The organism is Bacillus sp. GM2 (genome assembly GCF_056155945.1).
The window spans coordinates 1,042,745-1,069,442 of record NZ_JBRKSZ010000007.1; the positions used below are offsets into that span (position 1 = coordinate 1,042,745).

At 48.0% G+C, this 26,698-nt stretch carries 27 protein-coding genes; 22 read left to right on the forward strand and 5 right to left on the reverse strand.

Going from position 1 to position 26,698, the window contains the following annotated elements; all coding sequences use genetic code 11:
• Positions 1 to 17: 17 nt before the first annotated feature.
• Together ACVC9U_RS06375 and ACVC9U_RS06380 are read left to right on the forward strand one after the other, a co-directional pair.
• A complete protein-coding gene (locus ACVC9U_RS06375; RefSeq protein WP_044822591.1) occupies positions 18 to 638 on the forward strand; it encodes an N-acetylmuramoyl-L-alanine amidase family protein in 621 nt (206 codons plus the stop codon).
• A 133-nt stretch (positions 639 to 771) separates the two neighbouring features.
• Positions 772 to 1,497 carry a glycerophosphodiester phosphodiesterase gene (locus tag ACVC9U_RS06380; protein WP_009327925.1) on the forward strand — a complete coding sequence of 242 codons (726 nt, stop codon included), beginning with the start codon at positions 772 to 774 and terminating at the stop codon, positions 1,495 to 1,497.
• A gap of 50 nt (positions 1,498 to 1,547) precedes the next feature.
• Here ACVC9U_RS06380 and ACVC9U_RS06385 read toward each other — a convergent pair whose 3' ends face one another.
• Positions 1,548 to 1,802: a DUF2627 domain-containing protein gene (locus ACVC9U_RS06385; protein WP_003183348.1), complete on the reverse strand. Its 255-nt coding sequence runs from the start codon at positions 1,800 to 1,802 to the stop codon at positions 1,548 to 1,550.
• Positions 1,803 to 1,955: 153 nt separating this feature from the next.
• Between ACVC9U_RS06385 and ACVC9U_RS06390 the strand changes: the two genes are divergently transcribed.
• The 8 genes from ACVC9U_RS06390 to ACVC9U_RS06425 all read left to right on the forward strand — a co-directional run bounded on the left by ACVC9U_RS06390 (position 1,956) and on the right by ACVC9U_RS06425 (position 12,029).
• Complete coding sequence (locus ACVC9U_RS06390) at positions 1,956 to 4,022, forward strand: sigma-54 interaction domain-containing protein (RefSeq protein WP_011198108.1); 2,067 nt, start codon at positions 1,956 to 1,958, stop codon at positions 4,020 to 4,022.
• A gap of 126 nt (positions 4,023 to 4,148) precedes the next feature.
• Entirely contained in the window at positions 4,149 to 5,060 is a 912-nt protein-coding gene (gene yqiS, locus ACVC9U_RS06395) for a phosphate butyryltransferase (protein WP_003183343.1), read from the forward strand.
• Positions 5,061 to 5,063: 3 nt separating this feature from the next.
• The gene (gene bcd / locus ACVC9U_RS06400) at positions 5,064 to 6,158 is read left to right on the forward strand and encodes a branched-chain amino acid dehydrogenase (RefSeq protein ID WP_003183340.1); all 1,095 of its coding nucleotides are present in this window, start codon (positions 5,064 to 5,066) and stop codon (positions 6,156 to 6,158) included.
• A 38-nt stretch (positions 6,159 to 6,196) separates the two neighbouring features.
• Positions 6,197 to 7,303 carry a butyrate kinase gene (gene buk / locus ACVC9U_RS06405; RefSeq protein WP_009327926.1) on the forward strand — a complete coding sequence of 369 codons (1,107 nt, stop codon included), beginning with the start codon at positions 6,197 to 6,199 and terminating at the stop codon, positions 7,301 to 7,303.
• The gene (gene lpdA / locus ACVC9U_RS06410) at positions 7,293 to 8,714 is read left to right on the forward strand and encodes a dihydrolipoyl dehydrogenase (RefSeq protein WP_441390313.1); all 1,422 of its coding nucleotides are present in this window, start codon (positions 7,293 to 7,295) and stop codon (positions 8,712 to 8,714) included. The genes buk and lpdA overlap by 11 nt, the downstream gene beginning before the upstream one ends.
• A 22-nt stretch (positions 8,715 to 8,736) precedes the next feature.
• On the forward strand, positions 8,737 to 9,729 hold the full coding sequence (locus ACVC9U_RS06415; RefSeq protein WP_003183334.1) for a thiamine pyrophosphate-dependent dehydrogenase E1 component subunit alpha: 993 nt from the start codon (positions 8,737 to 8,739) through the stop codon (positions 9,727 to 9,729).
• A 12-nt stretch (positions 9,730 to 9,741) separates the two neighbouring features.
• Positions 9,742 to 10,725 carry an alpha-ketoacid dehydrogenase subunit beta gene (locus ACVC9U_RS06420; RefSeq protein WP_003183332.1) on the forward strand — a complete coding sequence of 328 codons (984 nt, stop codon included), beginning with the start codon at positions 9,742 to 9,744 and terminating at the stop codon, positions 10,723 to 10,725.
• 23 nt (positions 10,726 to 10,748) lie between these two features.
• Positions 10,749 to 12,029: a dihydrolipoamide acetyltransferase family protein gene (locus ACVC9U_RS06425; protein ID WP_003183330.1), complete on the forward strand. Its 1,281-nt coding sequence runs from the start codon at positions 10,749 to 10,751 to the stop codon at positions 12,027 to 12,029.
• Between the two features lie 20 nt (positions 12,030 to 12,049).
• Here ACVC9U_RS06425 and ACVC9U_RS06430 read toward each other — a convergent pair whose 3' ends face one another.
• Complete coding sequence (locus ACVC9U_RS06430) at positions 12,050 to 12,946, reverse strand: YegS/Rv2252/BmrU family lipid kinase (protein WP_441390316.1); 897 nt, start codon at positions 12,944 to 12,946, stop codon at positions 12,050 to 12,052.
• Between the two features lie 181 nt (positions 12,947 to 13,127).
• On the opposite strand from ACVC9U_RS06430, the gene ACVC9U_RS06435 reads away from it, so the two are divergent.
• The 6 genes from ACVC9U_RS06435 to ACVC9U_RS06460 all read left to right on the forward strand — a co-directional run bounded on the left by ACVC9U_RS06435 (position 13,128) and on the right by ACVC9U_RS06460 (position 17,054).
• Entirely contained in the window at positions 13,128 to 13,565 is a 438-nt protein-coding gene (locus ACVC9U_RS06435) for a BrxA/BrxB family bacilliredoxin (RefSeq protein WP_003183325.1), read from the forward strand.
• Entirely contained in the window at positions 13,565 to 13,738 is a 174-nt protein-coding gene (locus ACVC9U_RS06440; protein ID WP_003183323.1) for a hypothetical protein, read from the forward strand. The genes ACVC9U_RS06435 and ACVC9U_RS06440 overlap by 1 nt, the downstream gene beginning before the upstream one ends.
• Positions 13,739 to 13,788: 50 nt before the next feature.
• Complete coding sequence (locus ACVC9U_RS06445; RefSeq protein ID WP_441390319.1) at positions 13,789 to 14,556, forward strand: transporter substrate-binding domain-containing protein; 768 nt, start codon at positions 13,789 to 13,791, stop codon at positions 14,554 to 14,556.
• Between the two features lie 88 nt (positions 14,557 to 14,644).
• Entirely contained in the window at positions 14,645 to 15,307 is a 663-nt protein-coding gene (locus tag ACVC9U_RS06450) for an amino acid ABC transporter permease (protein WP_003183320.1), read from the forward strand.
• Positions 15,300 to 16,022, forward strand: coding sequence for an amino acid ABC transporter ATP-binding protein (locus ACVC9U_RS06455; protein WP_003183318.1), 723 nt, complete (start codon positions 15,300 to 15,302; stop codon positions 16,020 to 16,022). Before ACVC9U_RS06450 ends, ACVC9U_RS06455 begins: the two co-directional genes overlap by 8 nt.
• Before the next feature lie 72 nt (positions 16,023 to 16,094).
• Positions 16,095 to 17,054, forward strand: a complete 960-nt coding sequence (locus tag ACVC9U_RS06460) for an aromatic acid exporter family protein (protein ID WP_009327929.1) — start codon at positions 16,095 to 16,097, stop codon at positions 17,052 to 17,054.
• Positions 17,055 to 17,195: 141 nt separating this feature from the next.
• On the opposite strand, the gene prli42 is transcribed toward ACVC9U_RS06460, so the two are convergent.
• Entirely contained in the window at positions 17,196 to 17,288 is a 93-nt protein-coding gene (prli42, locus tag ACVC9U_RS06465) for a stressosome-associated protein Prli42 (protein ID WP_003183312.1), read from the reverse strand.
• Positions 17,289 to 17,388: 100 nt separating this feature from the next.
• On the opposite strand from prli42, the gene ACVC9U_RS06470 reads away from it, so the two are divergent.
• From ACVC9U_RS06470 to ACVC9U_RS06480, 3 genes are all read left to right on the forward strand, one after another.
• Positions 17,389 to 18,918 carry an acyl-CoA carboxylase subunit beta gene (locus ACVC9U_RS06470; protein ID WP_441390322.1) on the forward strand — a complete coding sequence of 510 codons (1,530 nt, stop codon included), beginning with the start codon at positions 17,389 to 17,391 and terminating at the stop codon, positions 18,916 to 18,918.
• Between the two features lie 20 nt (positions 18,919 to 18,938).
• Complete coding sequence (locus ACVC9U_RS06475) at positions 18,939 to 20,057, forward strand: tripeptidase T (protein WP_003183307.1); 1,119 nt, start codon at positions 18,939 to 18,941, stop codon at positions 20,055 to 20,057.
• 248 nt (positions 20,058 to 20,305) lie between these two features.
• The gene (locus tag ACVC9U_RS06480) at positions 20,306 to 21,736 is read left to right on the forward strand and encodes an IS1182 family transposase (RefSeq protein ID WP_016886315.1); all 1,431 of its coding nucleotides are present in this window, start codon (positions 20,306 to 20,308) and stop codon (positions 21,734 to 21,736) included.
• Between the two features lie 28 nt (positions 21,737 to 21,764).
• Here the strand turns inward: ACVC9U_RS06480 and ACVC9U_RS06485 are convergent, their stop codons facing one another.
• Together ACVC9U_RS06485 and ACVC9U_RS06490 are read right to left on the reverse strand one after the other, a co-directional pair.
• The gene (locus ACVC9U_RS06485) at positions 21,765 to 22,589 is read right to left on the reverse strand and encodes a membrane protein insertase YidC (RefSeq protein WP_003183305.1); all 825 of its coding nucleotides are present in this window, start codon (positions 22,587 to 22,589) and stop codon (positions 21,765 to 21,767) included.
• 48 nt (positions 22,590 to 22,637) lie between these two features.
• On the reverse strand, positions 22,638 to 22,925 hold the full coding sequence (locus ACVC9U_RS06490; RefSeq protein WP_003183303.1) for a hypothetical protein: 288 nt from the start codon (positions 22,923 to 22,925) through the stop codon (positions 22,638 to 22,640).
• An 80-nt stretch (positions 22,926 to 23,005) separates the two neighbouring features.
• On the opposite strand from ACVC9U_RS06490, the gene ACVC9U_RS06495 reads away from it, so the two are divergent.
• The 3 genes from ACVC9U_RS06495 (at position 23,006) to ACVC9U_RS06505 (ending at position 26,661) form a co-directional block, all read left to right on the forward strand.
• Positions 23,006 to 24,262, forward strand: a complete 1,257-nt coding sequence (locus tag ACVC9U_RS06495; protein WP_003183301.1) for a DNA polymerase IV — start codon at positions 23,006 to 23,008, stop codon at positions 24,260 to 24,262.
• Between the two features lie 86 nt (positions 24,263 to 24,348).
• Positions 24,349 to 25,758, forward strand: coding sequence for an NADP-dependent phosphogluconate dehydrogenase (gene gndA / locus ACVC9U_RS06500; RefSeq protein ID WP_441390326.1), 1,410 nt, complete (start codon positions 24,349 to 24,351; stop codon positions 25,756 to 25,758).
• Between the two features lie 117 nt (positions 25,759 to 25,875).
• Positions 25,876 to 26,661, forward strand: a complete 786-nt coding sequence (locus ACVC9U_RS06505) for a glucose 1-dehydrogenase (RefSeq protein ID WP_003183296.1) — start codon at positions 25,876 to 25,878, stop codon at positions 26,659 to 26,661.
• Positions 26,662 to 26,698 lie beyond the last annotated feature (37 nt).

A 26,698-nucleotide genomic window follows, 5' to 3' on the forward strand; every position in this document is an offset into this window, starting at 1 on the left:
TGTAGGAGGAACAAATCGTGAAACTGTTAATAAAGAGTTTTGTTTTGCTGCTGTTTTCGTTTATGGCGGCTTTTCCAGCTGCTTTTGCGGCTGAGCCGCTTTCCGGGAAGACGGTATATGTTGATGCAGGTCACGGGGGTGAAGACAGCGGTGCTGTCGGAAACGGGCTGCTTGAGAAAGATGTCAACCTTGATGTGGCAATGCTGGTTGATGAAAAATTGAAAGAAGAGGGAGCCGACACGGTCGCCTCAAGAACGGATGATACGTTTTTGACGCTGGAAGACCGGGTGGCCAAGGCGAGCAAGAATGCTTCAGACTTGTTTATCAGCATTCATGCAAACTCTGCCGTCCCTGAAGCGTCCGGTACAGAAACATATTACAATTCTACGTATCAAGCCGCTGACAGCGAACGGCTGGCATCTGACATTCAAGAGCGGCTTCCGGATGCGCTGGGCACTCGGGACAGAGGTGTAAAAGAATCAGGGTTTTATGTCATCAAAAATTCTCAAATGCCGAGTGTTTTAGTCGAACTGGGCTTTATCACAAACAAAACTGATGCAGATAAACTCGAAAGTCCGGAATATCAGGAAAAAGCTGCAGACGCGATTGCTGACGCTGTCGTATCTTATTATGAATAATAGAAGGGCCCCGGTATATGACCGGGGTTCTTGTGTTATGTTTATGTTAAAAAAGGCCTTATGTGTGGAAAGAAAACAGTAAGACCTTCATAATGGGTTATAAACTTGCAATTCTTGTAGAGGTGAACCAGAAATGACGAAAATATTTGCACACAGAGGGGCTTCAGGCACTTTTCCCGAAAATACAATGGCGGCGTTTAAGCATGCGGCGGCCATTGGTGCAGACGGCATCGAATTGGATGTTCAAATGGCAAAAGACGGACGTCTTGTTGTCATTCATGATGAAAAGCTTGACAGGACGACTTCACTGAAAGGGTATGTGAAAGATCTTACATATGAGGAAATAAAACATGGAGACGCAAGCCACCGTTTTGCCGAAAAAACCGGTTCTGTCCCTGTGCCGACCCTTGAAGAAGTGTTTGAGTGGGCGGCAGATGCTGAATTTCTTCTTAATGTTGAATTGAAAAACAGCATTATCCGCTATGAAGGGATGGAAGAAAAAGTGATGTCGATGATTGAAGCGTACGACCTTCAAGACCGGATCATTCTTTCATCATTCAATCATGAAAGCCTTGCGTTATGCCACAGACTGAATCCAAGTATTGAATTGGCTGCGCTTTACATGGATGTCATCTACAAGCCGGAGGAATACATTGAGATGATTCCGGCTTCAGGATTTCATCCGTATCGCCGTTCAATGTCGGATGACACGATCAAAAACGCCCATTTGAAAGAAAAAGCGGTCAGGCCGTTCACCATCAACCGTGGAGAGGAGATGAAAAAGCTGATTGCTGCGGGAATAGACGGTTTCTTCACCGACTTTCCCGAAAAAGCGTTAAAATTAAAGGCCGAGATGTGAGATGCAAAAAGCCGCAGATATTGTCTGCGGCTTTTTCTTGTTCACAGATATCACACCTCGCGGCCGCTCTGCTTTTTTCTGAAACGGGGGCTTACTTGGTTGCGTTTTCTGTCTCTGTATAGAATAAATCCGCCTAACAAATAAAGGCCGCCTGCGAAGCATATGAACCCCGCCAGCCCCTGAAGCCAAAGGATCTGAAACGGGCCGATCAAAATGCCGAAAACCGTGTCGCGCATCAATTTAATTCCGAGAGCAGCCAGGCCTCCCGGGATCAGCAAAACGAGCAGTGCGATCATTCTCCCCATACACGAATCCCCTTACCAAAGATTTACCTTTATTGTCTATTTGAAAAAAAAGTTTGTCAAGAAAGGAAAACATGATAACATAGATGTTGTGCAAATTGTTGCAAGAGAACGTGAGAGTGTGCAAAATTTTTCATACAAAGGGGTAAAGGGATGATGCAAAAAGTACTGATCGTTGGTGCTGGAAAAGGGGGGACCGCTCTCTTGGATTTGCTGCTGAAAACAAAGACGATGCATATCGAGGCGGTCATCGATAAAAATCCGGAAGCTCCCGGGCTTTTCGTCGCGCAGAAAAACGATATCGAAACGGCACTCGACTGGACGCCATACATCACAGAACAGATCGACATCATCATTGAGACGACCGGAGACGCCGGCGTGTTAAAGCAGCTGATGCGAAAAAAGCACGACAGAACGATCGTGGTGCCGGGATCGCTCGCTTATATCATCTCTCAGCTGATGAATGAAAAGCAGCAGCTCATCCAAATGTTAAAAGAGCAGACGTATAAACACGACCGTATTTTCAACTCGATGAATGACGGCATGATTTTTATCGACATTAACGAAGAGATCATTTTGTTTAACAAAATGGCGGAGGTTATGACCGGAACAAAGCGCAGCGAAGCGATCGGCCAGCATATTCAAAGCGTGATCCCGACGACGAAGCTGCCGCGTATTCTCAACACGAGAGAGCCTGAGTATCATCAAAAACAATTTCTCCATCCGAACAGGCAGATTGTCACGACCCGAATTCCGATTATTGATGACGGAGGAACGCTCCTCGGGGCGCTCAGCATATTTAAGGACATTACCGATGCGGTCGAGCTGGCTGAAGAGGTGACCAACCTGAAGGAAGTCAGAACGATGCTTGAAGCGATCATTCAATCTTCCGATGAAGCGATTTCGGTCGTTGACGAAAACGGAAACGGAATGATGATCAACAGGGCATATACGAAGATGACAGGTCTGACAAAAGACCAGGTGATCGGGAAGCCGGCTAATACCGACATATCTGAAGGCGAGAGCATGCATTTGAAAGTGCTCGAAACGAGGCGCCCTGTCAGAGGGGTCAGAATGAAAGTCGGCCCGAATAAAAAAGAAGTGATCGTCAATGTTGCGCCGATTATCGTCGACGGCATTTTAAAAGGGAGCGTCGGCGTCATTCACGACGTATCTGAAATTCAATCGCTCACAAACGAGCTGAACAGAGCACGCCAGATTATCCGTACACTTGAGGCGAAATATACATTTGCCGACATCATTGGGTCAAGCGAGCAGATGCTCGTCGCGCTGGAACAGGCGAAATTGGGGGCGAAGACGCCTGCGACGATTTTGCTGAGAGGCGAATCGGGAACGGGTAAAGAGCTTTTTGCCCATGCCATACATAACGAAAGTGACCGAAAGTATAATAAGTTTGTCCGCGTCAATTGTGCGGCCATATCGGAATCACTGCTTGAATCAGAGCTTTTCGGCTATGAGGAAGGCGCTTTTTCAGGTGCGCGCCGCGGCGGGAAAAAAGGATTCTTTGAAGAAGCGAACAACGGAAGCATTTTCTTGGATGAAATCGGCGAGCTCTCGCTAAACACACAGGCGAAGCTCCTCCGCGTTCTTCAGGAAAAAGAAATCGTCAGAGTCGGCGGGACCAAACCGATCCCTGTGAACGTCCGGGTCATCGCGGCGACTAACGTCAATATTGAAAAGGCGCTCGCTGAAGGCCGGTTTCGCGAAGACTTGTACTACCGGATCAATCGCTATCCGATATCGATTCCGCCGCTCAGACAGCGGAAAGAGGACATTGAAGCCTTGAGCAGGCATTTGATAGGGAAGATCAACCAAGAGTACGGGCGCAATGTAAAGGGGCTTACGAAAAACGCCCTCAAATCGCTAAAAGCGCGGAAGTGGCCGGGGAATGTCAGAGAGCTTGAAAATGTCCTCGAGCGGGCGATGATTTTTTTAAAACCGCAAATGGAATGGATTGATCTAGAACATCTTCCTGAAGCGGACCGTCCGAGAAAAAAGGTGGAAGCCGGCGAAGCTTTCCCTGAAATTGAAGATGAAAAGCTGTCTGATGCGGTCGAACGGTTTGAAGCTCATATCATTAAAGAAACGCTTGAAAAGCATCAATATAACAGAACGAAAACGGCAAAAGCTCTTGGAATCAGCATTCGCAACCTCTATTACAAAATGGATAAATACAACCTTGCAAAAGATAGCATGCAATAAATTGCAAAAACGAGTGCAAAATCATGCAAACTGTAAACAGGTTCACAGTACCGAACCGCTTTTTTCATACTGGCACGAAACTTGCATGATATAGTGGGCGGATGTTTGCTTAGAAAGGTGGGTACTATGAAGCTGAAACAACTATTGCAAAAAGCGGCGGAGCTTGACAATAAAACGGTCGCCGTCGCACATGCGGAAGATGACGAAGTGCTGCAAGCGGTCAAACTTGCGGTCGACAAACAATTTGCCCGGTTCTTGCTGATCGGGCACAGAGAAAAACTTAGACATATGATGACAGAGCAGAATATTTCAAAACGGCACGTGGATATCATTCATTCGGAATCGCCGGCGGATTCTGCGAGAATTGCCGTTCAAGCTGTCAAAAGCGGCAATGCGGATGTTCTTATGAAGGGGAATGTCCCGACAGCTGTGCTATTAAAAGCCGTTTTGAATAAAGAGTACGGGCTTCGTTCCTCGCACGTGCTGTCACATGTAGCAGCATTTGAAGTCAGCGGGTTTGAGAGGCTGATTTATGTAACAGATGCGGCGATGAATATCAGCCCCAAGCTTGATGAGCTGAAGCAGATTTTAGAAAACGCAGTCGGCGTGGCGAGGTCGGTCGGCGTGCAAATGCCGAAAGTCGCTTGTCTTGCCGCAGTGGAAACAGTGAATCCCGCGATGGAAGCGACATTGAATGCAGCTGCCTTGACGCAGATGAATCATCGGGGCCAAATCAAAAACTGCGTTGTTGACGGGCCTCTTGCATTGGATAACGCGATATCGCCGCTTGCCGCCCGGCATAAAAACATTTCCGGGATCGTAGCAGGCGAGGCCGATATCCTGCTTGTTCCTTCAATTGAAACAGGCAATGTCCTTTATAAATCATTGATTCATTTTGCGGGTGCAAAAGTGGGAGCCATTTTAGCAGGGGCAAAAGCACCCATCGCCTTGACAAGCAGGGCCGATTCCGCAGAAAACAAGTTGTATTCGATTGCTTTGGCGCTGTGTACGTCTGAAGCACGACATGAGGAGGAATAAAAAATGGAACTATTTCGATATATGGAACAGTATGACTACGAGCAATTGGTATTTTGCCAAGATAAACAGTCCGGTTTAAAAGCGATCATCGCGATTCATGATACGACGCTCGGGCCGGCTCTCGGCGGCACAAGAATGTGGACATACGAAAGTGAAGAAGCCGCAATTGAAGATGCGCTGCGCCTTGCGCGGGGAATGACCTACAAAAATGCGGCGGCCGGACTGAACCTCGGAGGAGGCAAAACCGTTATTATCGGAGATCCGCGCAAAGATAAAAACGAAGAAATGTTCCGCGCTTTCGGCCGCTACATTCAAGGCTTGAACGGCAGATACATCACAGCCGAAGACGTCGGTACAACCGTTGAAGATATGGACATCATTCATGACGAAACCGATTTCGTTACAGGCATTTCACCTGCTTTCGGTTCATCAGGAAATCCTTCTCCGGTAACAGCTTACGGGGTATATAAAGGGATGAAGGCGGCGGCGAAAGCGGCATTCGGAACGGATTCGCTTGAAGGCAAAACCGTTGCGGTTCAAGGCGTCGGAAACGTGGCCTACAACCTGTGCCGGCACCTCCACGAAGAAGGCGCGAAACTGATCGTGACCGACATCAACAAAGAAGCAGTTGAACGTGCAGTCGCCGAATTCGGCGCCCGCGCCGTCGATCCGGATGATATTTATTCGCAGGAATGCGATATATATGCGCCGTGTGCCCTCGGAGCGACAATCAACGATGATACGATTCCGCAGCTGAAAGCCAAAGTGATTGCCGGGGCAGCCAACAACCAGCTGAAAGAAACCCGCCACGGTGATCAAATCCACGACATGGGCATCGTTTATGCCCCGGACTATGTCATCAATGCCGGCGGCGTCATCAATGTCGCTGACGAGCTTTACGGCTATAATTCGGAGCGCGCGCTGAAAAAAGTCGAAGGCATCTACGGAAACATTGAACGCGTCCTTGAAATTTCGAAGCGCGACCGCATTCCGACATACTTGGCCGCAGACCGTCTGGCGGAAGAACGAATTGAGCGCATGCGCCAATCGAGAAGCCAATTTTTGCAAAACGGCCATCACATTTTAAGCAGACGTTAAAATCATAACCCCTATTCTCTATTGGAGGTTTTAATTCAATGCAGGTACAGGAAAAACGTATTCTCGTCATCAATCCGGGATCTACATCTACAAAGATCGGCGTTTTTCATGATGACCGTTCGATTTTCGAAAAATCAATCCGTCATGACGAGGCTGAGCTACAGCAATATCAGACCATTATTGATCAATATTCGTTCAGAAAACAGGCGATACTCGAAACCCTGCATGAACAGGGAATCAATATTTCTAAATTGGATGCCGTTTGCGCCAGGGGAGGGCTGCTTCGGCCGATTGAAGGCGGCACTTACGAAGTCAATGATGCGATGATTGTCGATTTGAAAAACGGCTATGCGGGGCAGCATGCATCAAATCTCGGGGGCATCATCGCCAGGGAGATTGCCGACGGGTTAAATATTCCCGCTTTTATCGTCGACCCCGTTGTTGTGGATGAAATGGCTCCTATCGCAAAAATTTCCGGCACCCCGGCTATTGAAAGGCGCAGCATTTTTCACGCGCTCAACCAAAAAGCAGTCGCAAGGAAAGCGGCTTGGCAGTTTGGGAAGCGTTATGAAGATATGAAAATGATCATCACCCACATGGGAGGCGGCATTACGATCGGCGTCCATTGCCGCGGCCGGGTGATCGACGTCAACAACGGCCTCCACGGGGAAGGTCCGCTCAGTCCAGAGCGGGCCGGAACCATTCCTGCGGGTGATCTGATCGATATGTGCTTTTCCGGCGAATATACGAAAGACGAGCTGATGAAAATGCTTGTCGGCGGCGGAGGGCTTGCCGGCTATCTCGGCACGACGGATGCGGTAAAAGTTGAGAAAATGATCAAGGAAGGCGATCAAAAAGCTGCGCTCATCTATGAAGCGATGGCTTATCAAATCGCCAAAGAAATCGGGGCGGCCAGCGCCGTCTTAAAAGGCGAAGTCGATGTCATTATTTTGACAGGAGGACTGGCATATGGAAAATCGTTTATTTCCTCGATCAGACAATACATAGACTGGATTTCGGATGTCGTCGTCTTTCCAGGAGAAAATGAACTTCAAGCATTGGCTGAAGGTGCATTTCGCGTATTGAACGGCGAAGAAGAGGCAAAACAGTATCCGAACCAGAGGAGGGAAAGTCATGGCAACTGAATACGATCTCGTGATTCTTGGAGGGGGCACAGGCGGCTATGTGGCCGCCATCAGAGCCTCGCAGCTGGGGCTGAAAACAGCCGTCGTTGAAAAGCAGAAGCTCGGCGGCACGTGCCTTCATAAAGGCTGCATCCCGTCGAAGGCGCTCCTTAGAAGCGCGGAAGTATACAGGACAGCAAAAAAGGCGGACGAATTCGGAGTGGTCATTCCTGAAGTCGGACTGCGGTTTTCTCAAGTTCAAAGCAGAAAACAAAAAATAATTGACCAGCTGCACAACGGTGTCAAACACTTGATGAAAAAAGGAAAGATCGATGTTTACAAAGGAATCGGACGGATTCTCGGGCCGTCGATTTTTTCCCCGATGCCTGGGACGGTTTCCGTTGAGATGGCGAACGGGGATGAAAATGAGATGCTCATACCGAAAAACGTCATCATCGCTACAGGCTCAAGGCCCAGGTCGCTGCCAGGGCTTGAGCTTGACGGAGAAAACGTTCTGTCATCAGACGAAGCGCTTGAACTTGAGCAGCTTCCGGCTTCCATGCTGATCGTCGGAGGAGGTGTCATCGGGATCGAGTGGGCTTCCATGCTGAACGATTTCGGTGTTGATGTCACCGTCATTGAGTATGCAGACCGGATTTTGCCGACTGAAGATGCCGATATTTCTAGGGAAATGCAGGCGCAGCTCGCGAAAAAAGGCATCACAATCATCACGGGAGCAAAAGTGCTGCCCGACACATTGGAGAAAGGCGATGCGGTCAGCATTCAAGCGGAAAAAGACGGAGAAAAACAATCCTATTCCGCTGAGAAAATGCTCGTATCGGTCGGAAGGCAGGCAAATATTGAGGGTATCGGTCTGGAAAACACGGATATCCAGGTGGAAAACGGCTTTATCGTGACAAACAGCATGTACCAGACAAAAGAATCCCACATCTATGCGATAGGAGATGTGATCGGCGGCCTTCAGCTTGCACATGTAGCTTCTCACGAAGGGATTACGGCCGTTGAGCATATTGCTGGTGAAAACCCGCACGCCATCGATTATTCGCTTGTTTCAAAATGCATCTATTCAAGCCCTGAAGCCGCATCGGTCGGCTTGACAGAGGGTGAGGCGAAGGCGCAGGGGAATAGCGTTAAAGTAGGCAAATTTCCGTTTCAGGCGATTGGCAAAGCGCTCGTGTACGGTGAGACGGACGGCTTTGTCAAAATCGTCGCCGATCGCGAAACAGATGACATTTTGGGTGTTCACATGATCGGCCCGCATGTGACAGACATGATATCTGAAGCCGGTCTGGCAAAGGTGCTTGACGCCACCCCGTGGGAAGTCGGTCAAACGATCCACCCGCATCCGACGCTGTCGGAGGCGATCGGAGAAGCCGCCCTTGCCGTGGATGGAAAAGCGATTCATTTTTAGAAAGCATGAAGGAGTGAAAAAAATGGGCAATAACCGTCATGAAGCAGTGGGATTAACAGATGAACAAGCAATCGACATGTACAAAACCATGCTTTTAGCCAGAAAACTCGATGAGCGGATGTGGCTCTTAAACCGTTCAGGCAAAATTCCTTTTGTCATCTCTTGTCAAGGACAGGAAGCAGCCCAGGTCGGAGCGGCTTTCGCTTTAGACCGGGAGAACGATTATGTGCTTCCGTATTACAGAGATATGGGCGTTGTGCTTGCTTTTGGAATGACGGCAAAAGATTTAATGCTGTCGGCGTTTGCAAAAGCCGAGGATCCGAATTCAGGAGGAAAGCAGATGCCAAGCCACTTCGGCCAAAAGAAAAACCGGATCGTCACGGGCTCTTCGCCGGTGACCACGCAAGTTCCGCATGCGGTGGGCGTAGCGCTTGCCGGAAGGCTTGACAAGAAAGACATTGCAACTTTTGTGACGTTCGGCGAAGGCTCTTCAAACCAAGGGGACTTCCATGAAGGGGCAAACTTTGCCGCCGTGCATAAGCTTCCCGTCATTTTTATGTGTGAAAACAATAAATACGCGATCTCGGTTCCTTATGAAAAGCAGGTGGCTTGCGAAAACATTTCCGACCGCGCCGTCGGTTACGGCATGCCTGGCGTGACCGTTGACGGAAATGATCCGCTTGAAGTCTACAAAGCTGTTAAAGAAGCAAGGGAACGGGCCGGAAGAGGCGAAGGGCCGACATTAATCGAAACGATATCATACCGGCTGACCCCGCACTCCAGCGATGATGACGACCGAAGCTACAGAGAGCGCGAAGAGGTGGCGGAGGCGAAGAAAAATGATCCGCTTAACAAATTCGCACAATACTTAAAAGAAGCAGGTCTTCTGGACGACCAGTCTGAGAAGCAAATATCGGATGAGATCACAAACATCGTCAATGAAGCAACAGATTATGCTGAACATGCACCTTATGCAGATCCGGAAGATGCGCTGCGGCATGTTTATGCGGAGTAAGGGGGAAGAACAATGCCAGTTATGTCATATATAGATGCTGTCACTTTGGCTTTGAAAGAAGAAATGGAAAAGGATCCCCGCGTCTTTGTTTTAGGGGAGGATGTCGGCAAAAAAGGCGGTGTATTCAAGGCGACAGCCGGTCTTTACGACCAGTTCGGCGAAGAGCGGGTGATGGACACGCCTTTGGCGGAATCCGCAATTGCCGGCGTCGGAATCGGGGCCGCCATGTACGGGATGAGACCAGTCGCTGAAATGCAGTTTGCTGATTTTATTATGCCGGCTGTCAACCAGATTATTTCGGAAGCGGCAAAAATCCGCTACCGCTCCAACAATGACTGGAACTGTCCGATCGTCATCCGCGCACCTTACGGCGGAGGCGTGCACGGCGCGCTGTACCATTCACAGTCGGTTGAAGCCGTGTTTGCCAATCAGCCCGGCCTGAAAATCGTCATGCCTTCGACGCCTTATGATGTCAAAGGGCTTTTGAAAGCGGCCATCCGCGATGACGACCCTGTGCTGTTCTTCGAACATAAACGGGCATACCGGCTGATCAAGGGCGAAGTGCCGAGTGACGACTATGTGCTGCCGATCGGAAAGGCGGACGTGAAGCGGGAAGGCGAAGACATTACCGTCATCACATACGGATTGTGCGTCCATTTCGCCCTTCAGGCTGCCGAACGGCTTGCCAAAGACGGGATTTCCGCACATATCCTTGATTTAAGAACGGTATATCCGCTCGATCAGGAAGCGATTATTGAAGCGGCTTCCAAAACGGGCAAAGTGCTTTTGATGACCGAAGATACGAAGGAAGGCAGCATTATGAGTGAAGTGGCCGCGATCATTTCAGAGCATTGCCTGTTCGATTTGGATGCGCCGATTAAGCGGTTGGCGGGCCCTGATGTCCCGGCAATGCCGTATGCTCCTACAATGGAAAAATTCTTTATGGTCAATCCGGATAAAGCAGAAGCAGCGATGAGAGAATTGGCTGAGTTTTAATATAGCGAAGGAGGACACATCGTATGGCAGTGGAACAAATGACAATGCCGCAGCTCGGGGAGAGCGTGACTGAGGGAACCATCAGCAAATGGCTCGTCAGCGTCGGAGATCACGTCAACAAATATGATCCGATTGCTGAAGTGATGACGGATAAGGTCAATGCTGAAGTCCCTTCATCGTTCACGGGAACGATTGCCGAGCTAGTCGGGAAGGAAGGCGAAACTCTGCAAGTCGGAGACGTCATCTGCAAAGTCGAAACAAATGAAGAAGCAAAACCGGAGGCTGAGGCTGTTTCCAAGCCAGATCAAGAGGAAGCGGAGCCGGCCAAACCGGAGGCGAAAGATACATCTCAGAAAAAACGTTATTCCCCGGCGGTGCTGAGACTTGCCGGAGAGCACAACATCGATTTGGAGCAGGTGGAAGGTACAGGCGCCGGCGGACGGATCACAAGAAAAGACATCCAGCGCATCATTGCTTCCGGAGCTGTTCCTCAAACTGATGCAGCGCCGGAAAAACAGCCGGGTGCAAATGCCGCGGGAGCGATTGAACCTGATCAAAAACCGGCGCAAGCCGCACCTCAAGCTGCACCGCCTCAAAGTGCGGCCGGAGACGTTGAGATTCCTGTAACTGGAATCCGCAATGCGATTGCGACCAACATGGTCAGAAGCAAGCATGAAATCCCTCATGCCTGGACGATGATGGAAGTGGATGTCACAGGTCTTGTGAGCTACCGCAACAAAATAAAAAACGAATTCAAGAAAAAAGAGGGCTTCAGCCTGACCTTTTTCGCGTTTTTTGTCAAAGCAGTCGCACAGGCGCTGAAGGAATTCCCGCAAATGAACAGCATGTGGGCCGGAGATAAAATCATTCAGAAAAAAGACATCAACATCTCAATTGCAGTAGCGACTGAAGATGCGTTATATGTTCCTGTCATCAAGCATGCCGATGAAAAAACGATTAAAGGCATCGCAAGGGAAATCTCCGAACTGGCTCATAAGGTCAGAAGCGGCAAGCTGACCAGCGGGGATATGAGCGGAGGTACGTTTACGGTCAATAATACCGGTTCGTTTGGATCGGTTCAGTCGATGGGGATCATCAACCATCCGCAGGCTGCCATCCTGCAGGTTGAATCGATCGTCAAGCGTCCCGTCGTCATGGAGCACGGCATGATCGCGGTCAGGGATATGGTGAACCTATGCTTATCCCTCGATCACAGAGTGCTTGACGGCCTCATTTGCGGCAGATTCCTTGCCCGTGTGAAAGAGATTCTTGAACAGATCGATGATCATACGTCCATCTATTAAAAAAGCCGGCCCGTTTAGGGTCAGCTTTTTTCTTTTTCTAAGGGGGTGAGCATGCGGAGGTGCCCGTTCAGCACCTCGATTGAAGCCGGCGTTTTTGTGCAGATTTCGCCGTCTGTATCGGCTTCCATGGGAAGGGCGGTTTCAATTCGAACGGTTTGCCCCTGATAATAGGATAGCTCGCCTTTAAAGGAATCCCATTCGGGATCATCCATTGCAAAAAGCTCTTTCAATGCAGCCAGATTCGTATTCCGGCAGACGAGAATGTCCGCTTTTCCGTCGTTGATGCGCGGAAGGGGGATCTTGTTCGTTCCGATAAAGGGGCCGTTCAGCACGACGACCATGACCGCTTCGTCAGCAAACTCTTCTCCGTCGATCGACAGACGAAAAGAGAAGGGCTCAAGATTGGAGATTGTCCGCAGTGCGCTTGTAAAATAACTGATTCTCCCGAGCAGCGCTTTTTCCGTTTGATTGATATGGCTGGAAGCTTCCGTGATCAATCCGATGCCCCAAAAGTTGAGACAATAATGATCATTCGCTTTTAAAACATCGACCGGGACGGGACTTCCATTGACGAGCGCTTCCGCCGCTTTCTCTATGTTCTGGGGAATGCGGAGCGCCCTCGAAAAGTCGTTGCATGTACCGCCAGGGAGGATGCCGATATCTGGCTTGGTTTGAAGCTGGCTAATCCCGTTAATGCATTCATGCACCGTCCCGTCACCGCCTAAGATAAACAACTGCCCGATATCCTCCCCGATCTCCAGGCAAAATTCGAACGCATCGCGCTTTTTTCTCGTCGGTTTCACGATGAGTTCGTCTATAGCTTGTGAAAGAATCGGTACGGCAGCACCGAGTGTTTTTTCAACATTTTTTTGCCCTGCATTCCCGTTGTAAATCAGCATTGCTTTCTTTCGGTTCATAAAGTACTCCTTTATTTATAGGGTCTTTACTTATTTTTCCCCGGGCTGCCCGTTCCGTAAACCTGAAGGAACACGAATCGCCTGATTTGCGGTCCGGGCGGTTTCAAAGTATCATTAGAACAGATGAGCAAACAGCGGCTTTAGCATCATGCTATAAGCGCTAAAAAGGAGAGATCTTAAAGTGAACATGGATTTTAATCTGTTTATGAACGATGTCGTACGCCAGGCCAGACAAGAAATAACGGCTGCCGGCTACACCGAATTGAAAACGCCTGAAGAGGTCGATGAAGCGCTCACGAAAAAAGGCACTACGCTTGTCATGGTCAACTCCGTCTGCGGCTGTGCAGGGGGGATTGCAAGACCTGCCGCGCACCATGCGGTTCATTACGATAAGCGCCCTGATCATCTCGTCACCGTTTTTGCCGGACAAGACAAAGAAGCGACGGCAAGAGCAAGAGAATATTTTGAAGGATATCCGCCTTCTTCTCCGTCATTCGCCCTTTTGAAAGACGGCAAGATTTTAAAAATGGTGGAGCGCCATGAAATTGAAGGCTATGAGCCGATGGCTGTCATCACCAAGCTTCAAGGACTGTTTGAAGAATACTGTGAAGAAGTATAATGGAAAAACTGCCTGCCAAAACAGATGGCAGGCTTTTTTTGTGTATAAAAATGCTTTTTGTATGCAATCAGAAAGATAAAGACACAGGCGTTCAATTGGTATTTAAAGGCTTATTTAAAGGTTTTTTAGTTATTTTTCAAAATGGTATTGCATCCGCCTCGGAAAATGTTTAAAATACATAACAACGAATAAATATTCAAACAGGTTCAGGGGGATACGCAACATGAAAAAATGGATGTTACTGGTAGTGACAGCATGTGTCACATTTGCATTGACTGCTTGCGGGACGAGCAGCAGCTCTGATGATAAAAAAACATTGGTGATGGGAACTTCTGCCGATTACCCGCCTTTTGAATCGAAAGACGGGGATAAGATTGTCGGTTTTGATGTTGATCTGGCCGAAGCACTGGCTGAAAAGACGGGCCATGAAATCGAAGTGAAAGACATGGACTTCAACGGCTTGGTGACCGCTCTTAAAACAAACAAAGTCGACATTGTGCTTTCAGGAATGACGCCGACGCCTAAACGCAAAAAACAGGTCGATTTTTCAAATGTCTACTATACGGCTCACAACATGATCGTTACAAAAAAATCAAGCGGCATCAAATCGCTTGACGATCTGAAAGGAAAAACGGTCGGCGTACAGCTTGGCTCCATCCAGGAAGAAAAAGCAAAGGATCTCACGCCGGATTACGATTTAAAAGTTGAAAACCGCAACCGCATTTCGGATTTAACTGAAGAAATCAAAGCGGGCCGCTTTGACGCTGCAATCATTGAAGATATCGTTGCCGAAAAATATATTAATAAAAATGAAGAACTGGCTGGCTACAATCTGCCGAAAGAACCGGATGAAAAAGCCGGCTCCGCGATCGCCTTTAAAAAGGGAAGCGATTTGACCGAGAAGTTCAACAAAGCGCTTGAAGAAATGGAGAAAAGCGGAGAACTTGATAAACTGAAAGAAAAATGGTTCGGCGGAGAAACAAAAAAGTAAGCGTAAAAAGTTCAACTTTTTGTTGAACTTTTTTTTTCTAAAGCGATGTACGCCTCTTTGATCATGAGGCGGGAGAGGGAGAGTCATCATGAATTTTCTTGATTTTTCTAGTACAGTACCCGAAATGCCTTTCATCCTGGAAGGCTTGGGCGTTACCTTAAAAGTGGTCGCGGCTGCGGCCGTGCTTGGATTTTTGCTGGGGGTTTTGATTACGCTTTTAAAAATCAGTTCGATCAAGCCCCTCGCATGGATTGCAGACTTTTACACTTCCATATTCCGGGGGACACCGCTCGTTCTGCAGCTGATGATCGTCTATTACGGACTGCCTCAGGTGCTGGGCTTTGATATTGATGCTTATTGGGCGGCCGTCATCGCATTCGGCTTAAATTCCGCTGCTTATGTATCAGAAATCATCAGAGCAGGAATCAATGCGATCGACAAAGGGCAAAAAGAGGCGGCGATGGCTCTGGGCGTCCCGTATGCAAAGATGATGAAGGATCTCTTGCTGCCGCAGGCCTTTAAAAATATCATGCCCGCGCTGATCAACGAATCGATTACACTGACAAAGGAATCGGCTGTTGTCACCGTCATCGGACTCGGCGATATAATGAGGCGAAGCTATCAGGCGGGAGCTGCGATCTACAGCCCGCTTGAGCCGATGCTGTTTGCAGGCCTCATCTACTATGTGCTCGTTTTGATCCTGACGTTTGTCGGCAAAGCGATTGAAAGGAAGCTGAATGTCAATGATTAATGTTCGCAATCTCTCAAAATCTTTCGGAAAGCACGAGGTGCTTAAACATATTTCCGTTTCCTTTGAAAAAGGCGAAGTAGCCGCAGTCATCGGCCCGTCGGGCTCAGGCAAGTCCACGTTTCTGCGTTGCTTAAACCTGCTCGAAAAGCCGACGGAGGGCAGCATTTTCATTCAGGATCAAGAGATTACAAGCCCGAAAACAAATGTGCTGAAAATCAGAGAGAACATCGGCATGGTCTTTCAGCATTTTCACTTGTTTCCGCATAAAACGGTTCTTGAAAATATTACGTATGCACCTGTCCATGTCAAAAAAGAAAGCAAACAGGCGGCTGTGAAAAAAGCGGAAGAACTGCTTGAGAAAGTGGGGCTTCTCGATAAAAAAGATGATTATCCGAACCGTTTATCAGGGGGACAAAAGCAGCGCGTCGCGATTGCGAGGGCGCTGGCGATGAATCCGGATATCATGCTGTTTGACGAACCGACATCAGCTCTTGATCCCGAGATGGTCAAAGAAGTGCTCCAAGTGATGCAGGATTTGGCGAAAACCGGGATGACGATGGTGATCGTGACGCATGAAATGGGATTTGCCAAAGAAGTCGCCGACAGAGTGCTTTTCATGGATGAAGGAACCATTGTAGAAGACGACGATCCTAAAGCGTTTTTTTCTTCTCCAAAATCGAAAAGAGCTCAAGACTTTTTAGAGAAAATACTATAAAATAAGCTGAAGAAGATGCTGATCTTCTTCTTTTTTATTCACTAAGACTAGCAGAAAAGATTGGGGTTAACGATGTTTAAAATAGGTTATCGCACATTAAAAACAGCGCTTGGAACAGCATTGGCCATCTATATCGCACAGCTGCTCGGCCTCCATAATTTTGTGTCGACAGGGATCATCACGATCCTCTGTATTCAAGTGACGAAAAAACGGTCTCTTCAGGCATCATGGGCACGGTTTGCGGCATGCATACTTGCGATCGTCTTTTCATGCGCATTTTTTGAGCTGATCGGCTATCATCCTGCTGTCATCGGTCTGATGCTGCTGTTCTTTATTCCGACAACCGTTCTTCTGAAAATAAAAGAAGGAATCGTCACAAGTTCGGTCATCATTCTTCACCTTTATATGTCGGAAGGGATCACCCTTTCTCTCGTTTGGAACGAATTCCTTATCATCATTACGGGAATCGGCGTAGCCCTGCTGATGAATCTGTACATGCCGAGCCTCGATAATGAGCTCAAACAGTATCAGCAGAAAATAGAAGATAACTTTGCCAAGATTTTCGAAGAAATCGAACGGTATTTGCTGACTGGGGAGCAGGATTGGACGGGAAAAGAGATTCCTGAGACGCACCGTTTGATCAATGAAGCGAAGACCCTGGCATACCGCGATGTGGAAAATCATTTTCTCAGGCACGAAAACCTCTATTATCACTACTTTAAAATGAGAGAAAAGCAATTTGAAATTATCGAAAGGGTTCTGCCGAAAATCACGTCGATTTCGATGACGGTTGAACAGGGGCAGATGATCGCGGCGTTTCTCCATGATTTAAGAGGAGCCATCCATCCCGGAAATACGGCTCATAAATTTTTGAAGCGGCTCGTGAAAATGAGAGAGGAAATCGAAGAGATGGAGCTGCCGACGACACGAGAAGAATTTGAAGCGCGCGCTGCTCTTTTCATTTTTCTCGGCGAAATGGAACAGTATCTTGTGATTAAGAGTTACTTTAAAGGTATTAAATCTCCTGCATAACCGCATGAGTTTCTCCTTCATTGGTCAATCTAATGAAACAGGGAGAAGCTTGTGCGGTTTTTTCTATTCTTCCCGGAAGCCTGAGCCCGAAAAAAGCAGGCGTTTCTCCGAAAAAAGAATCGCCTGCTTTCATGATCTGTATTAAAAAATCATGCTGATTCCGGTAAGCAGAGTGGTCAGCACCATGACGCCGATCATTAAAATAACCATGAACTTGATGAATTTTCGAGACAAGCTTTTCACCTCTGTTTTTTAATCTCCCATTATTTTATACTGCTTTTTTTCATCGGACAAGTTTCGTTCTTGGAATCAAATAGAGAAGGGGCAGAACGTGATGAATATGTTTGAAAGAGTCGACGATTTAAACAACAGCCGCCAAAAAGCTTCGCTCGGAGGCGGCCAGGAACGGATCGACAGGCAGAAGCAAAAAGGCAAGCTCACCGCCAGAGAACGAATTGATCTTCTGCTTGATGAGGGGACGTTCACTGAACTGAATGCCTTTGCCAGAAGCCGGCAGTCCGGCGGCCCGTTAGGCGACGGGGTTGTCACGGGATTCGGAAAGATCGACGGGCGGCCCGTTTATCTATTTTCCCAGGATTTTACCGTCACCGGCGGAGCGCTCGGAGAAATGCACACCAAAAAAATAGCGGCCGTCATGGATCTTGCCCTCAAAAATAAGGCGCCGTTCATCGGTCTGAACGACTCAGGTGGTGCGAGAATTCAAGAGGGTGTGCTATCATTAGATGGATACGGTCATATTTTTTACCGAAATGTCCTTTGCTCAGGCATCATTCCGCAAATCTCTGTCATTCTCGGCCCTTGTGCGGGCGGCGCGGTTTATTCCCCCGCTTTGACCGACTTCGTTTTCATGAGCGAAAAAACCGGACAGATGTTTATTACCGGTCCGAAAGTCATCAAAACGGCGACAGGCGAGGCTGTCAGCTCCGGTGAATTGGGGGGCGCCTATATACATAATTCAATCAGCGGGAATGCCCATTTTTCCGGGGATTCCGATGAGGCCGTCCTCCATGAGGTGCGCAAGCTCTTGTCCTACATCCCCCAGAATCACGAAGAAAAGCCTCCCGCCAAGGCGAGAAAGGCGAAAGATCATGAGATAAGGCCTGCTTTAATGACGATCCTGCCTGAAGACGGTCAGCGTCCGTATGACGTCAAACAGATCATCGCGGAAATCGCAGACGGCGGAACATTTTTTGAAGTGCAGTGCCATTTTGCCAAAAACGCGGTGATCGGTTTTGCAAGGATAGCGGGGGAAACGGCGGCGGTCGTGGCCAACCAGCCGAAGTATTTAGCCGGAAGCCTCAGCATGGATGCGGCTGACAAAATCGCCCGGTTTATCCGTTTTTGCGATTCCTTTCAGATCCCGATTTTGACTTTGGTTGATTGTCCCGGTTTTCTTCCGGGAATACGCGAAGAGCACGGCGGGGTGATCAGGCACGGCGCCAAAATTCTTTACGCGTATGCGGAAGCCACTGTCAGCAAGGTGACGGTCATTTTAAGAAAAGCATACGGCGGAGCATATGTCGCTTTAAACAGCAAGGCGCTTGGAGCGGATGCCGTGTTTGCGTGGCCGAATGCAGAAATTGCAGTGATGGGCGCCTCGGAAGCTGCAGACGTGCTGTTTGCGAAGGAAATCGAACGGTCAGACGACCCGCGGGCCGCCCGGGAGGAAAAAATCCGGAAGTGCATGCAGGCTTCAAGCCCTTTTACCGCTGCAAGATACGGCATGGTTGACGATATCATCGATCCGAAAGAGACGCGGAAGAAGCTGATCCAAACGTTTGACATGCTGAAGAGCAAAAAAGAAATCCGGCCGGACAAAAAGCATGGAAATATACCGCTTTAAAAAATGGAGGGGAAACTAGTATGAATAAAAAACGCTTGTTAGAAGAGTTTTTAGAACTTGTGCAAATTGATTCCGAGACAAAACATGAAGCTGAAATCTGCAAGGTGCTGAAAGAAAAATTTGCGGCGCTTGGAATGGATGTCGTGGAAGATGACACAAAGCCAAAAACCGGGCACGGAGCAGGCAACCTCGTGTGCACGCTTCCGGGAACGAAAGAAGCGGACACGATTTACTTTACATCCCACATGGATACGGTCGTACCCGGAAAAGGCGTAAAGCCGGTCATTGAAGACGGATATGTCAAAACAGACGGCACAACAATTTTGGGAGCCGACGACAAAACAGGCCTTGCAGCGATGCTAGAAGCCGTAAAAGTGCTGAAAGAAAAAAACATTCCGCACGGAACGATCCAATTTATCATTACGGTCGGTGAAGAATCGGGGCTTGTCGGAGCGAAGGCTCTAGACCGTTCGCTGATCAAAGCCGATTACGGATATGCGCTTGATTCCGACGGGAAGGTCGGCAATATTATCGTGGCAGCGCCGACACAGGCGAAAATTAGAGCAACTGTCTATGGAAAAACGGCTCATGCCGGTGTAGAGCCGGAAAAAGGAGTCTCAGCGATCACGATCGCTTCAAAAGCGATTGCCAAAATGCCGCTTGGCCGCATCGACGAGGAAACGACGGCTAACATCGGCCGCTTTGAGGGCGGAACGCAAACCAATATCGTCTGCGATCAAGTCGACATTCTTGCTGAAGCCCGTTCGCTTGTTCCGGAAAAAATGGAAAAGCAGACCGAAAAAATGAAGCAGGCGTTTGAATCGGCAGCCGCCGAAATGGGGGGCAGAGCCGAGGTGGAAATCGAAGTCATGTACCCGGGCTTTAAATACAAAGACGGTGATCTTGTCGTTGAAATTGCCAAAAAAGCCGCCGGGAAAATCGGCCGTCCGTACGAGCTGTTGACGAGCGGCGGAGGAAGCGATGCGAACGTCATCGCAGGCCACGGCATTCCGACTGTCAACCTTGCAGTCGGATATGAACAGATCCATACGAAAAACGAAAAAATGCCGATTGAGGAACTTGTCAAAACTGCAGAAATGGTCGTTGCCATTATTGAGGAAGTAGCGAATCGTTCATAAAGGCGGGGTTTTACAGGGGAAGTTGCCGTTCGTTTCAGCTCTTAGAGCGGCGTTCTCGAACAAAAGAGCCGTCTCATTATTCTCATCAGCCCTTTAGTCGCGATCGAGAAGATTAAAGGGAAACGCAAAAAAGCTTGCGCCTTTAAAGGCGCAAGCTCAGCTTGTCGACAAAGTCACAAAAAAGTGGCTTGATCGACAAGCTTTTTTTGTTAAAATGTGTGTGGAATCTAATTTTTGGAGGTTTTACCATGTTGACCAAACACTCTAAAGATCAGCGTGAACAGCTTGAAGTCGTTGCCTTAAGTGAGCTTGTACCTGAAGACCATTTGGTCAGGAAGATGGAAGAAGCCATTGATTTTTCATTTATTTATCAAAAAGTTGCCCCTCTTTATTCTTCAAAAGGGCGTCCAAGTATTGATCCTGTTGTACTGATTAAAATGGTGCTCATTCAATACGTGTTTGGTCATCGCTCCATGCGCGAAACCATTAAGCGAATCGAAACTGATGTAGCCTATCGCTGGTTTATTGGATATGGATTCTCTGAAAAAATCCCTCACTTTTCAACCTTCAGTAAAAACTATGAACGTCGCTTTCATGACACAGACCTATTTGAAACAATCTTCTATAGGATTTTACGTCAGGCCATGGATCTCGGCCTCGTCGATCCTTCGGTTGCCTTCATCGACAGCACACATGTCAAAGCGAATGCCAATAAGAAAAAGTTTGTGAAAAAGATCGTAAGAAAAGAAACAAGAGCTTATCAGGAACAGTTAGATCAAGAAATTAATGCCGATCGCGAAGCCAACGGCAAAAAGCCCTTAAAGCCCAGGCAATGCTCAGAAGAACGAGAAATAAAAGAAAGTACAACAGATCCTGAGAGCGGCTATTTTGTAAAGGGTGAACGGGAACGCCTTTTTGCTTATGGTTTTCATACAGCTTGTGACCGGAACGGATTTGTGCTGGGGACGGTTGTTGAGCCTGCCAATATTCATGACAGCCAAGTGTTCACGACCCTGTTTCAACAAGTGAAAGAGCGCGTCGCCAAGCCTCATACGGTCGCAGTTGATGCCGGATACAAAACACCGGTTATCGCAAAATTTCTTCATGAAGAAAACGTTCGCCCTGTTATGCCTTACACGCGTCCGCAAACCAAAAAAGGATTCATGAGAAAACACGAGTATGTTTACGATGAATTTTATGATGTCTATATCTGCCCGCAAGACCATATTCTCTCCTATCGCACAACCAATCGGCAAGGTTATCGAGAGTATGCTTCAGATCCAAATCGATGTAAACAATGTCCATTACTACATACGTGTACAGAAAGTAGAGATCATCGAAAGATGATTCACAGACATATCTGGCAGGATCATTTAGACGAAGCTGATCATCTTCGGCATACGGAAGAGAATAAACAAATCTATGCCAAACGTAAAGAGACGATCGAACGAGTTTTTGCCGATTTAAAACATAAGCATGGCTTGCGCTGGACAACCTTACGGGGAAAGAAAAAATTGTCCATGCAGGCGATGCTTGTTTTCGCTGCCATGAATCTGAAAAAGCTGGCGAATTGGACCTGGAAAGGTCCTAACCGCCAGCCTTCTGATCGAAATAATAGAATAAAATGGACAAAAACAGGTCGGATTTTTAAAATCCGACCTGTTTTGTCAACGGTCTGAGCTTGCGCCTTTAAAGGCGCAAGCTTTTTTATTTTGTAGCCGATTCAGCAGGCTGAATGGCTTTTTTGTTTTTTTGGTAAACTTGATGAAGAACGACCGATTGAATCGTCAGAAGCAGTCCGCTTGTCAGCCAGTACAGCGGCAGGGCTGCAGGGACATTGATCGAAAAGATCGTCATCATTACAGGGAAAAAGAAGCCCATGATTTTGGCGGACTGCTGAGCCGCCGGATTTGATTGGGCGTTCTGTGCGTTCAGCTTTTGAGACACATAGAACTGGATAAAATACATGAACCCGGCGCTTAAAGATACGATAATATCAGAATGCCCGAGGTTAAACCAGAGAAAAGAGTGCGAAGCAATTTCAGGCGTCGAGCGGATCGCATAATAGAAACCGATCAGAATCGGAAACTGAATCAGCATCGGCAGACAGCCCATCGCCAGCGGATTGATGTTGTGCTTTTGGTAAAGCTGCATCATCTCCTGCTGGATTTCCCTCTGCTTCACGGGGTCTTTCGTCTTTTTTAACCTGCTTTGAATCGCATCCAGCTCAGGTTTGACAAGCGCCATTTTTTCCTGCATCGCCCGCTGCTTTTTATACTGGTTGGCAAACAGCGGAAAAACGAGAACCCGGACGATGATGGTCACAAAAATAATCGACAATCCGTAGTTTCCGTGGAAGATTCCGGCGATTCCCTTAATCAGCTCTGAAAAAGGCACCACGACATAATGGTGGAAGAAGTTGTCGCTTCCTCCGGTGCTGCCGGTGGCTGCCGAAGCTTGTTCACCTATAAACATAGTCATGATCAAAAACATTGCAGTCGCAAACAATTGCTTTAGTTTCGTGTTCAACACGTTCTCCTCCTTCTAAATAAGGGCCCGTATGCCGGACGCCCTTCACGTTTAAATTGAAAGAAGAAGGAAACGGTGGTCTTCATCGTCGTTCGATGAAGCTTTCATGCGAATGACTTTACTTATCCATACCGTAATGCGATGATATAGGATGATGAGAAAATCGACTGCAGAAACAAACTGTATTGCATGATATTCTTCAAACCGTTTCGTTTTCCAGCTGTCTCCCGTACTGCAATCCTTCAGGATCAGGGCGATACCGATCGCCGTCAGTGCGGGGAGGACGATTGTGAAAAACTCAATCAGAAAAAAAGCATCGTTGAAAGATTCAAGAATCATCTTTTATCACTTCCGTTTCATTTAACATCTTACTATATGAAAGCCGGGATGTCTAATCAGAGTGCCAGGAGGGAGCCGCTTTGTCTGCTGATAAACAAAAGGGGAGAGTCATCTTTCATATCGATATGAACAGCTTTTACGCGTCTGTTGAAATGGCGTATGACCCTTCGCTGAAAGGCAGGCCGCTAGCCATCGCGGGAAATGCGAAGGAGCGGAAAGGAATCGTCGTCACGTGCAGCTATGAGGCGAGAGCACGCGGCGTCAAACCGCCCATGCCGCTCTGGGAAGCGAAGCGGCTCTGTCCCGAGCTGATCGTCAAGCCGCCGAATTTCGACCGCTACAGAAGCTCTTCAAGAGAAATGTTTCAAGTGCTCAGGGAGTACACGGACCTTGTCGAGCCTGTTTCGATCGACGAAGGGTACATGGACTTAACGGATACGCCATACAGAAATCGGGCATGCGAAACGGCAAAGGAAATTCAGGAGCGCCTTCAAAAGGAACTGCTGCTTCCGTCAAGCATCGGGATCGCTCCGAATAAATTCCTGGCCAAAATGGCTTCGGATATGAAAAAGCCGCTCGGCATTACGATTTTGAGAAAGCGTGAAGTGCCCCGGATTCTTTGGCCCATGGACATCAGCGAGATGTACGGAGTCGGCCGGAAAACCGCCGAAAAGCTTAAGACGCTCGAGATCGAAAAGATCGGCGATTTGGCTGCCGCAGATGAGTATGCTTTAAAGCGCCTCCTCGGCATCAACGGCCCCCGTTTAAAAAGAAGGGCAAACGGTATCGACACAGGAGAAGTGAATCCCGACAGAATATACGAATTCAAAAGCGTCGGCAATTCCTCGACCCTCCCGCATGACAGCACAGATGAGAAAGAGCTGTTCGGACTGATTGACAAGCTTTCAATCTCAGTAAGCGACAGGCTGAAGCGAAAAGAGGTCATGGCAGCAAAAGTTTTCATCATGATCCGCTTTGCGGACTGGACGAACATAACAAGAAGCAAGACCCTTCTGAATCCGACCGATTCAAAAGACGAAATTGCGAAGGAATCGAAAGCCCTTTTCAGGCAGCATTGGCACGGAAGCCCTGTCAGGCTTTTGGGCGTGACGGGAACAGACCTCGTCAATCGAAAGGAAGCCGTCAAACAGCTTGATTTGTTTTCCTTTCATGAGGATGCCAAAGATGAGCCGATCCAAAAAGTGATGGCCGAACTGAATGAAAAATATGGAACAGACCTCATCAAAAAAGGGGTCAGGATTGTGAAAAAAGAAAGCAAAACGAGCGGAACAAGCTTTAACAAAGATTTTTTCCAAGACGAGAGACAAGATCAATAGCTTGAAAATGTAGGTCAAAGTGTGGTAATTTCAATTTAAATAAAAATTAAACTATAATGCTAAACGCTTTAGAAGGGACGTTAGACATGGCAAAACAACAAATAGGTGTAGTTGGTTTAGCAGTAATGGGAAAAAACTTGGCTTTAAACATTGAAAGCCGCGGGTTTTCAGTTTCTGTCTACAACAGATCAAGCGAGAAAACCGAAGAGTTTCTGAAAGAAGCCGAAGGCAAAAACGTTGTCGGTACATACAGCATTGAAGAGTTTGTTGAATCTCTTGAAAAACCGCGCAAAATTCTTTTAATGGTCAAAGCTGGAACACCGACAGACGCAACGATTCAATCGCTTCTGCCTCATCTTGAAAAAGGCGACATTTTGATTGACGGCGGAAATACATATTATAAAGATACGCAGAGAAGAAACAGGGAGCTGGCCGAAAGCGGCATTCACTTCATCGGCACCGGCGTTTCCGGCGGTGAAGAAGGCGCTCTGAAAGGGCCGTCTATCATGCCAGGCGGACAAAAGGAAGCCCATGAGCTTGTCAAGCCGATTCTTGAAGCTATTTCTGCCAAGGTGGACGGCGAACCGTGTACGACATACATCGGTCCTGACGGCGCCGGCCATTATGTAAAAATGGTTCATAACGGCATCGAATACGGCGATATGCAGCTGATCTCAGAATCCTACTTTATTTTGAAACACATTGTCGGTCTGTCATCAGATGAGCTTCACGAAGTCTTTTCCGAGTGGAATAAGGGAGAGCTTGACAGCTATCTGATCGAAATCACGGCTGATATTTTCACGAAAAAAGACGAGGAAACCGGCAAGCCGCTTGTTGACGTCATCCTCGATAAAGCAGGTCAAAAAGGCACAGGAAAATGGACAAGCCAAAGCGCTCTTGACCTGGGCGTTCCGCTTCCCATCATTACGGAATCTGTTTTCGCCCGCTTCATCTCTTCCATGAAAGAGGAGCGCGTCAAAGCGAGCAAGCTTCTGGCAGGACCTGAAGCGAAACCTGCCGCTGAGAACAAAGAAGAGCTGATCGAAGCGGTCAGAAAAGCGCTCTTCATGAGCAAAATCTGTTCTTACGCCCAAGGCTTTGCTCAAATGAAAGCCGCATCAGAAGAATACGGCTGGGATTTGAAATACGGCGATATCGCGATGATTTTCCGCGAAGGATGCATCATCCGCGCGGCGTTCCTGCAAAAAATCAAAGAAGCGTATGACCGCGATCCAGAGCTTGACAACCTGCTTCTTGACCCGTACTTCAAAAATATCGTTGAAAGCTATCAGGGAGCCCTCCGCAAAACGATTTCTCTTGCGGTTGAACAAGGAATTCCTGTACCTTGCTTCTCAAGCGCTCTCGCTTACTTTGACAGCTACCGCACTGCCACCCTGCCGGCCAACCTGATTCAGGCGCAGCGCGACTACTTTGGCGCCCATACGTATGAGCGTACAGATAAAGAAGGCATTTTCCACACTGAGTGGATGAAATAAGATGTAAAGCCGCAAGCTGAAAAGCTTGCGGTTTTTTGATTTTCGGAAGGATGCATGTTTAAGCGGTTGTGTGGAAACCTACTCAAAGAGAGAGTTTCAATAAGGAGGAATCAACCCATGTATCCAAGTTTAGAGGGAAAAACGGTCGTTATCACAGGGGCGGGTACAGGTCTTGGAAAAGCGATGGCACTGCGCTTCGGTGCTGAAAAGGCCAATGTAGTGATCAATTATTTCAAGGAAGAAGAAAATCCCGAAGAGACGGTGGAGAAAATAGAAAGCAGCGGAGCGCGCGCGATTGCCGTTCAAGGAGATGTCTCAAAAGAAGATGATGTGAAAGCGCTGATCAGACAGGCTGTTGATTCATTCGGTTCCGTTGATGTGATGGTGAACAACGCCGGGGTGGAAAATGAAGTACCTTCTGAGGATTTGTCTCTGGAGGACTGGAACCGCGTCATATCAACCAATTTGACGGGGATGTTTCTAGGATGCCGGGAAGCGATCGGCTATATGCTCGACCATAATATTAAAGGCTCGGTCATCAATATGTCCAGCGTCCATCAGCAAATCCCGTGGCCGCATTTTGTCCATTATGCGGCAAGCAAGGGCGGGGCAAAACTGCTGACGGAAACCCTTGCTTTGGAATATGCTCCGAAAGGAATCCGGGTAAACGCGATCGGCCCCGGTGCAATCGATACGCCGATTAACGCCGAAAAATTCGCTGATCCCGAATTGAAAAAAGGCGTTATTGAATTGATTCCGATAGGGTATATCGGAAAGCCGGAGGAAGTCGCAGCCTGCGCGGCCTGGCTAGCATCTGAAGAAGCAAGCTATGTGACAGGCCTGACGCTGTATGTAGACGGCGGGATGACAAAATACCCGGGATTCCAAGCGGGAAAAGGGTGAAAAGAAGGCGGGATGCCTTCTTTTCATCATAAGCCCA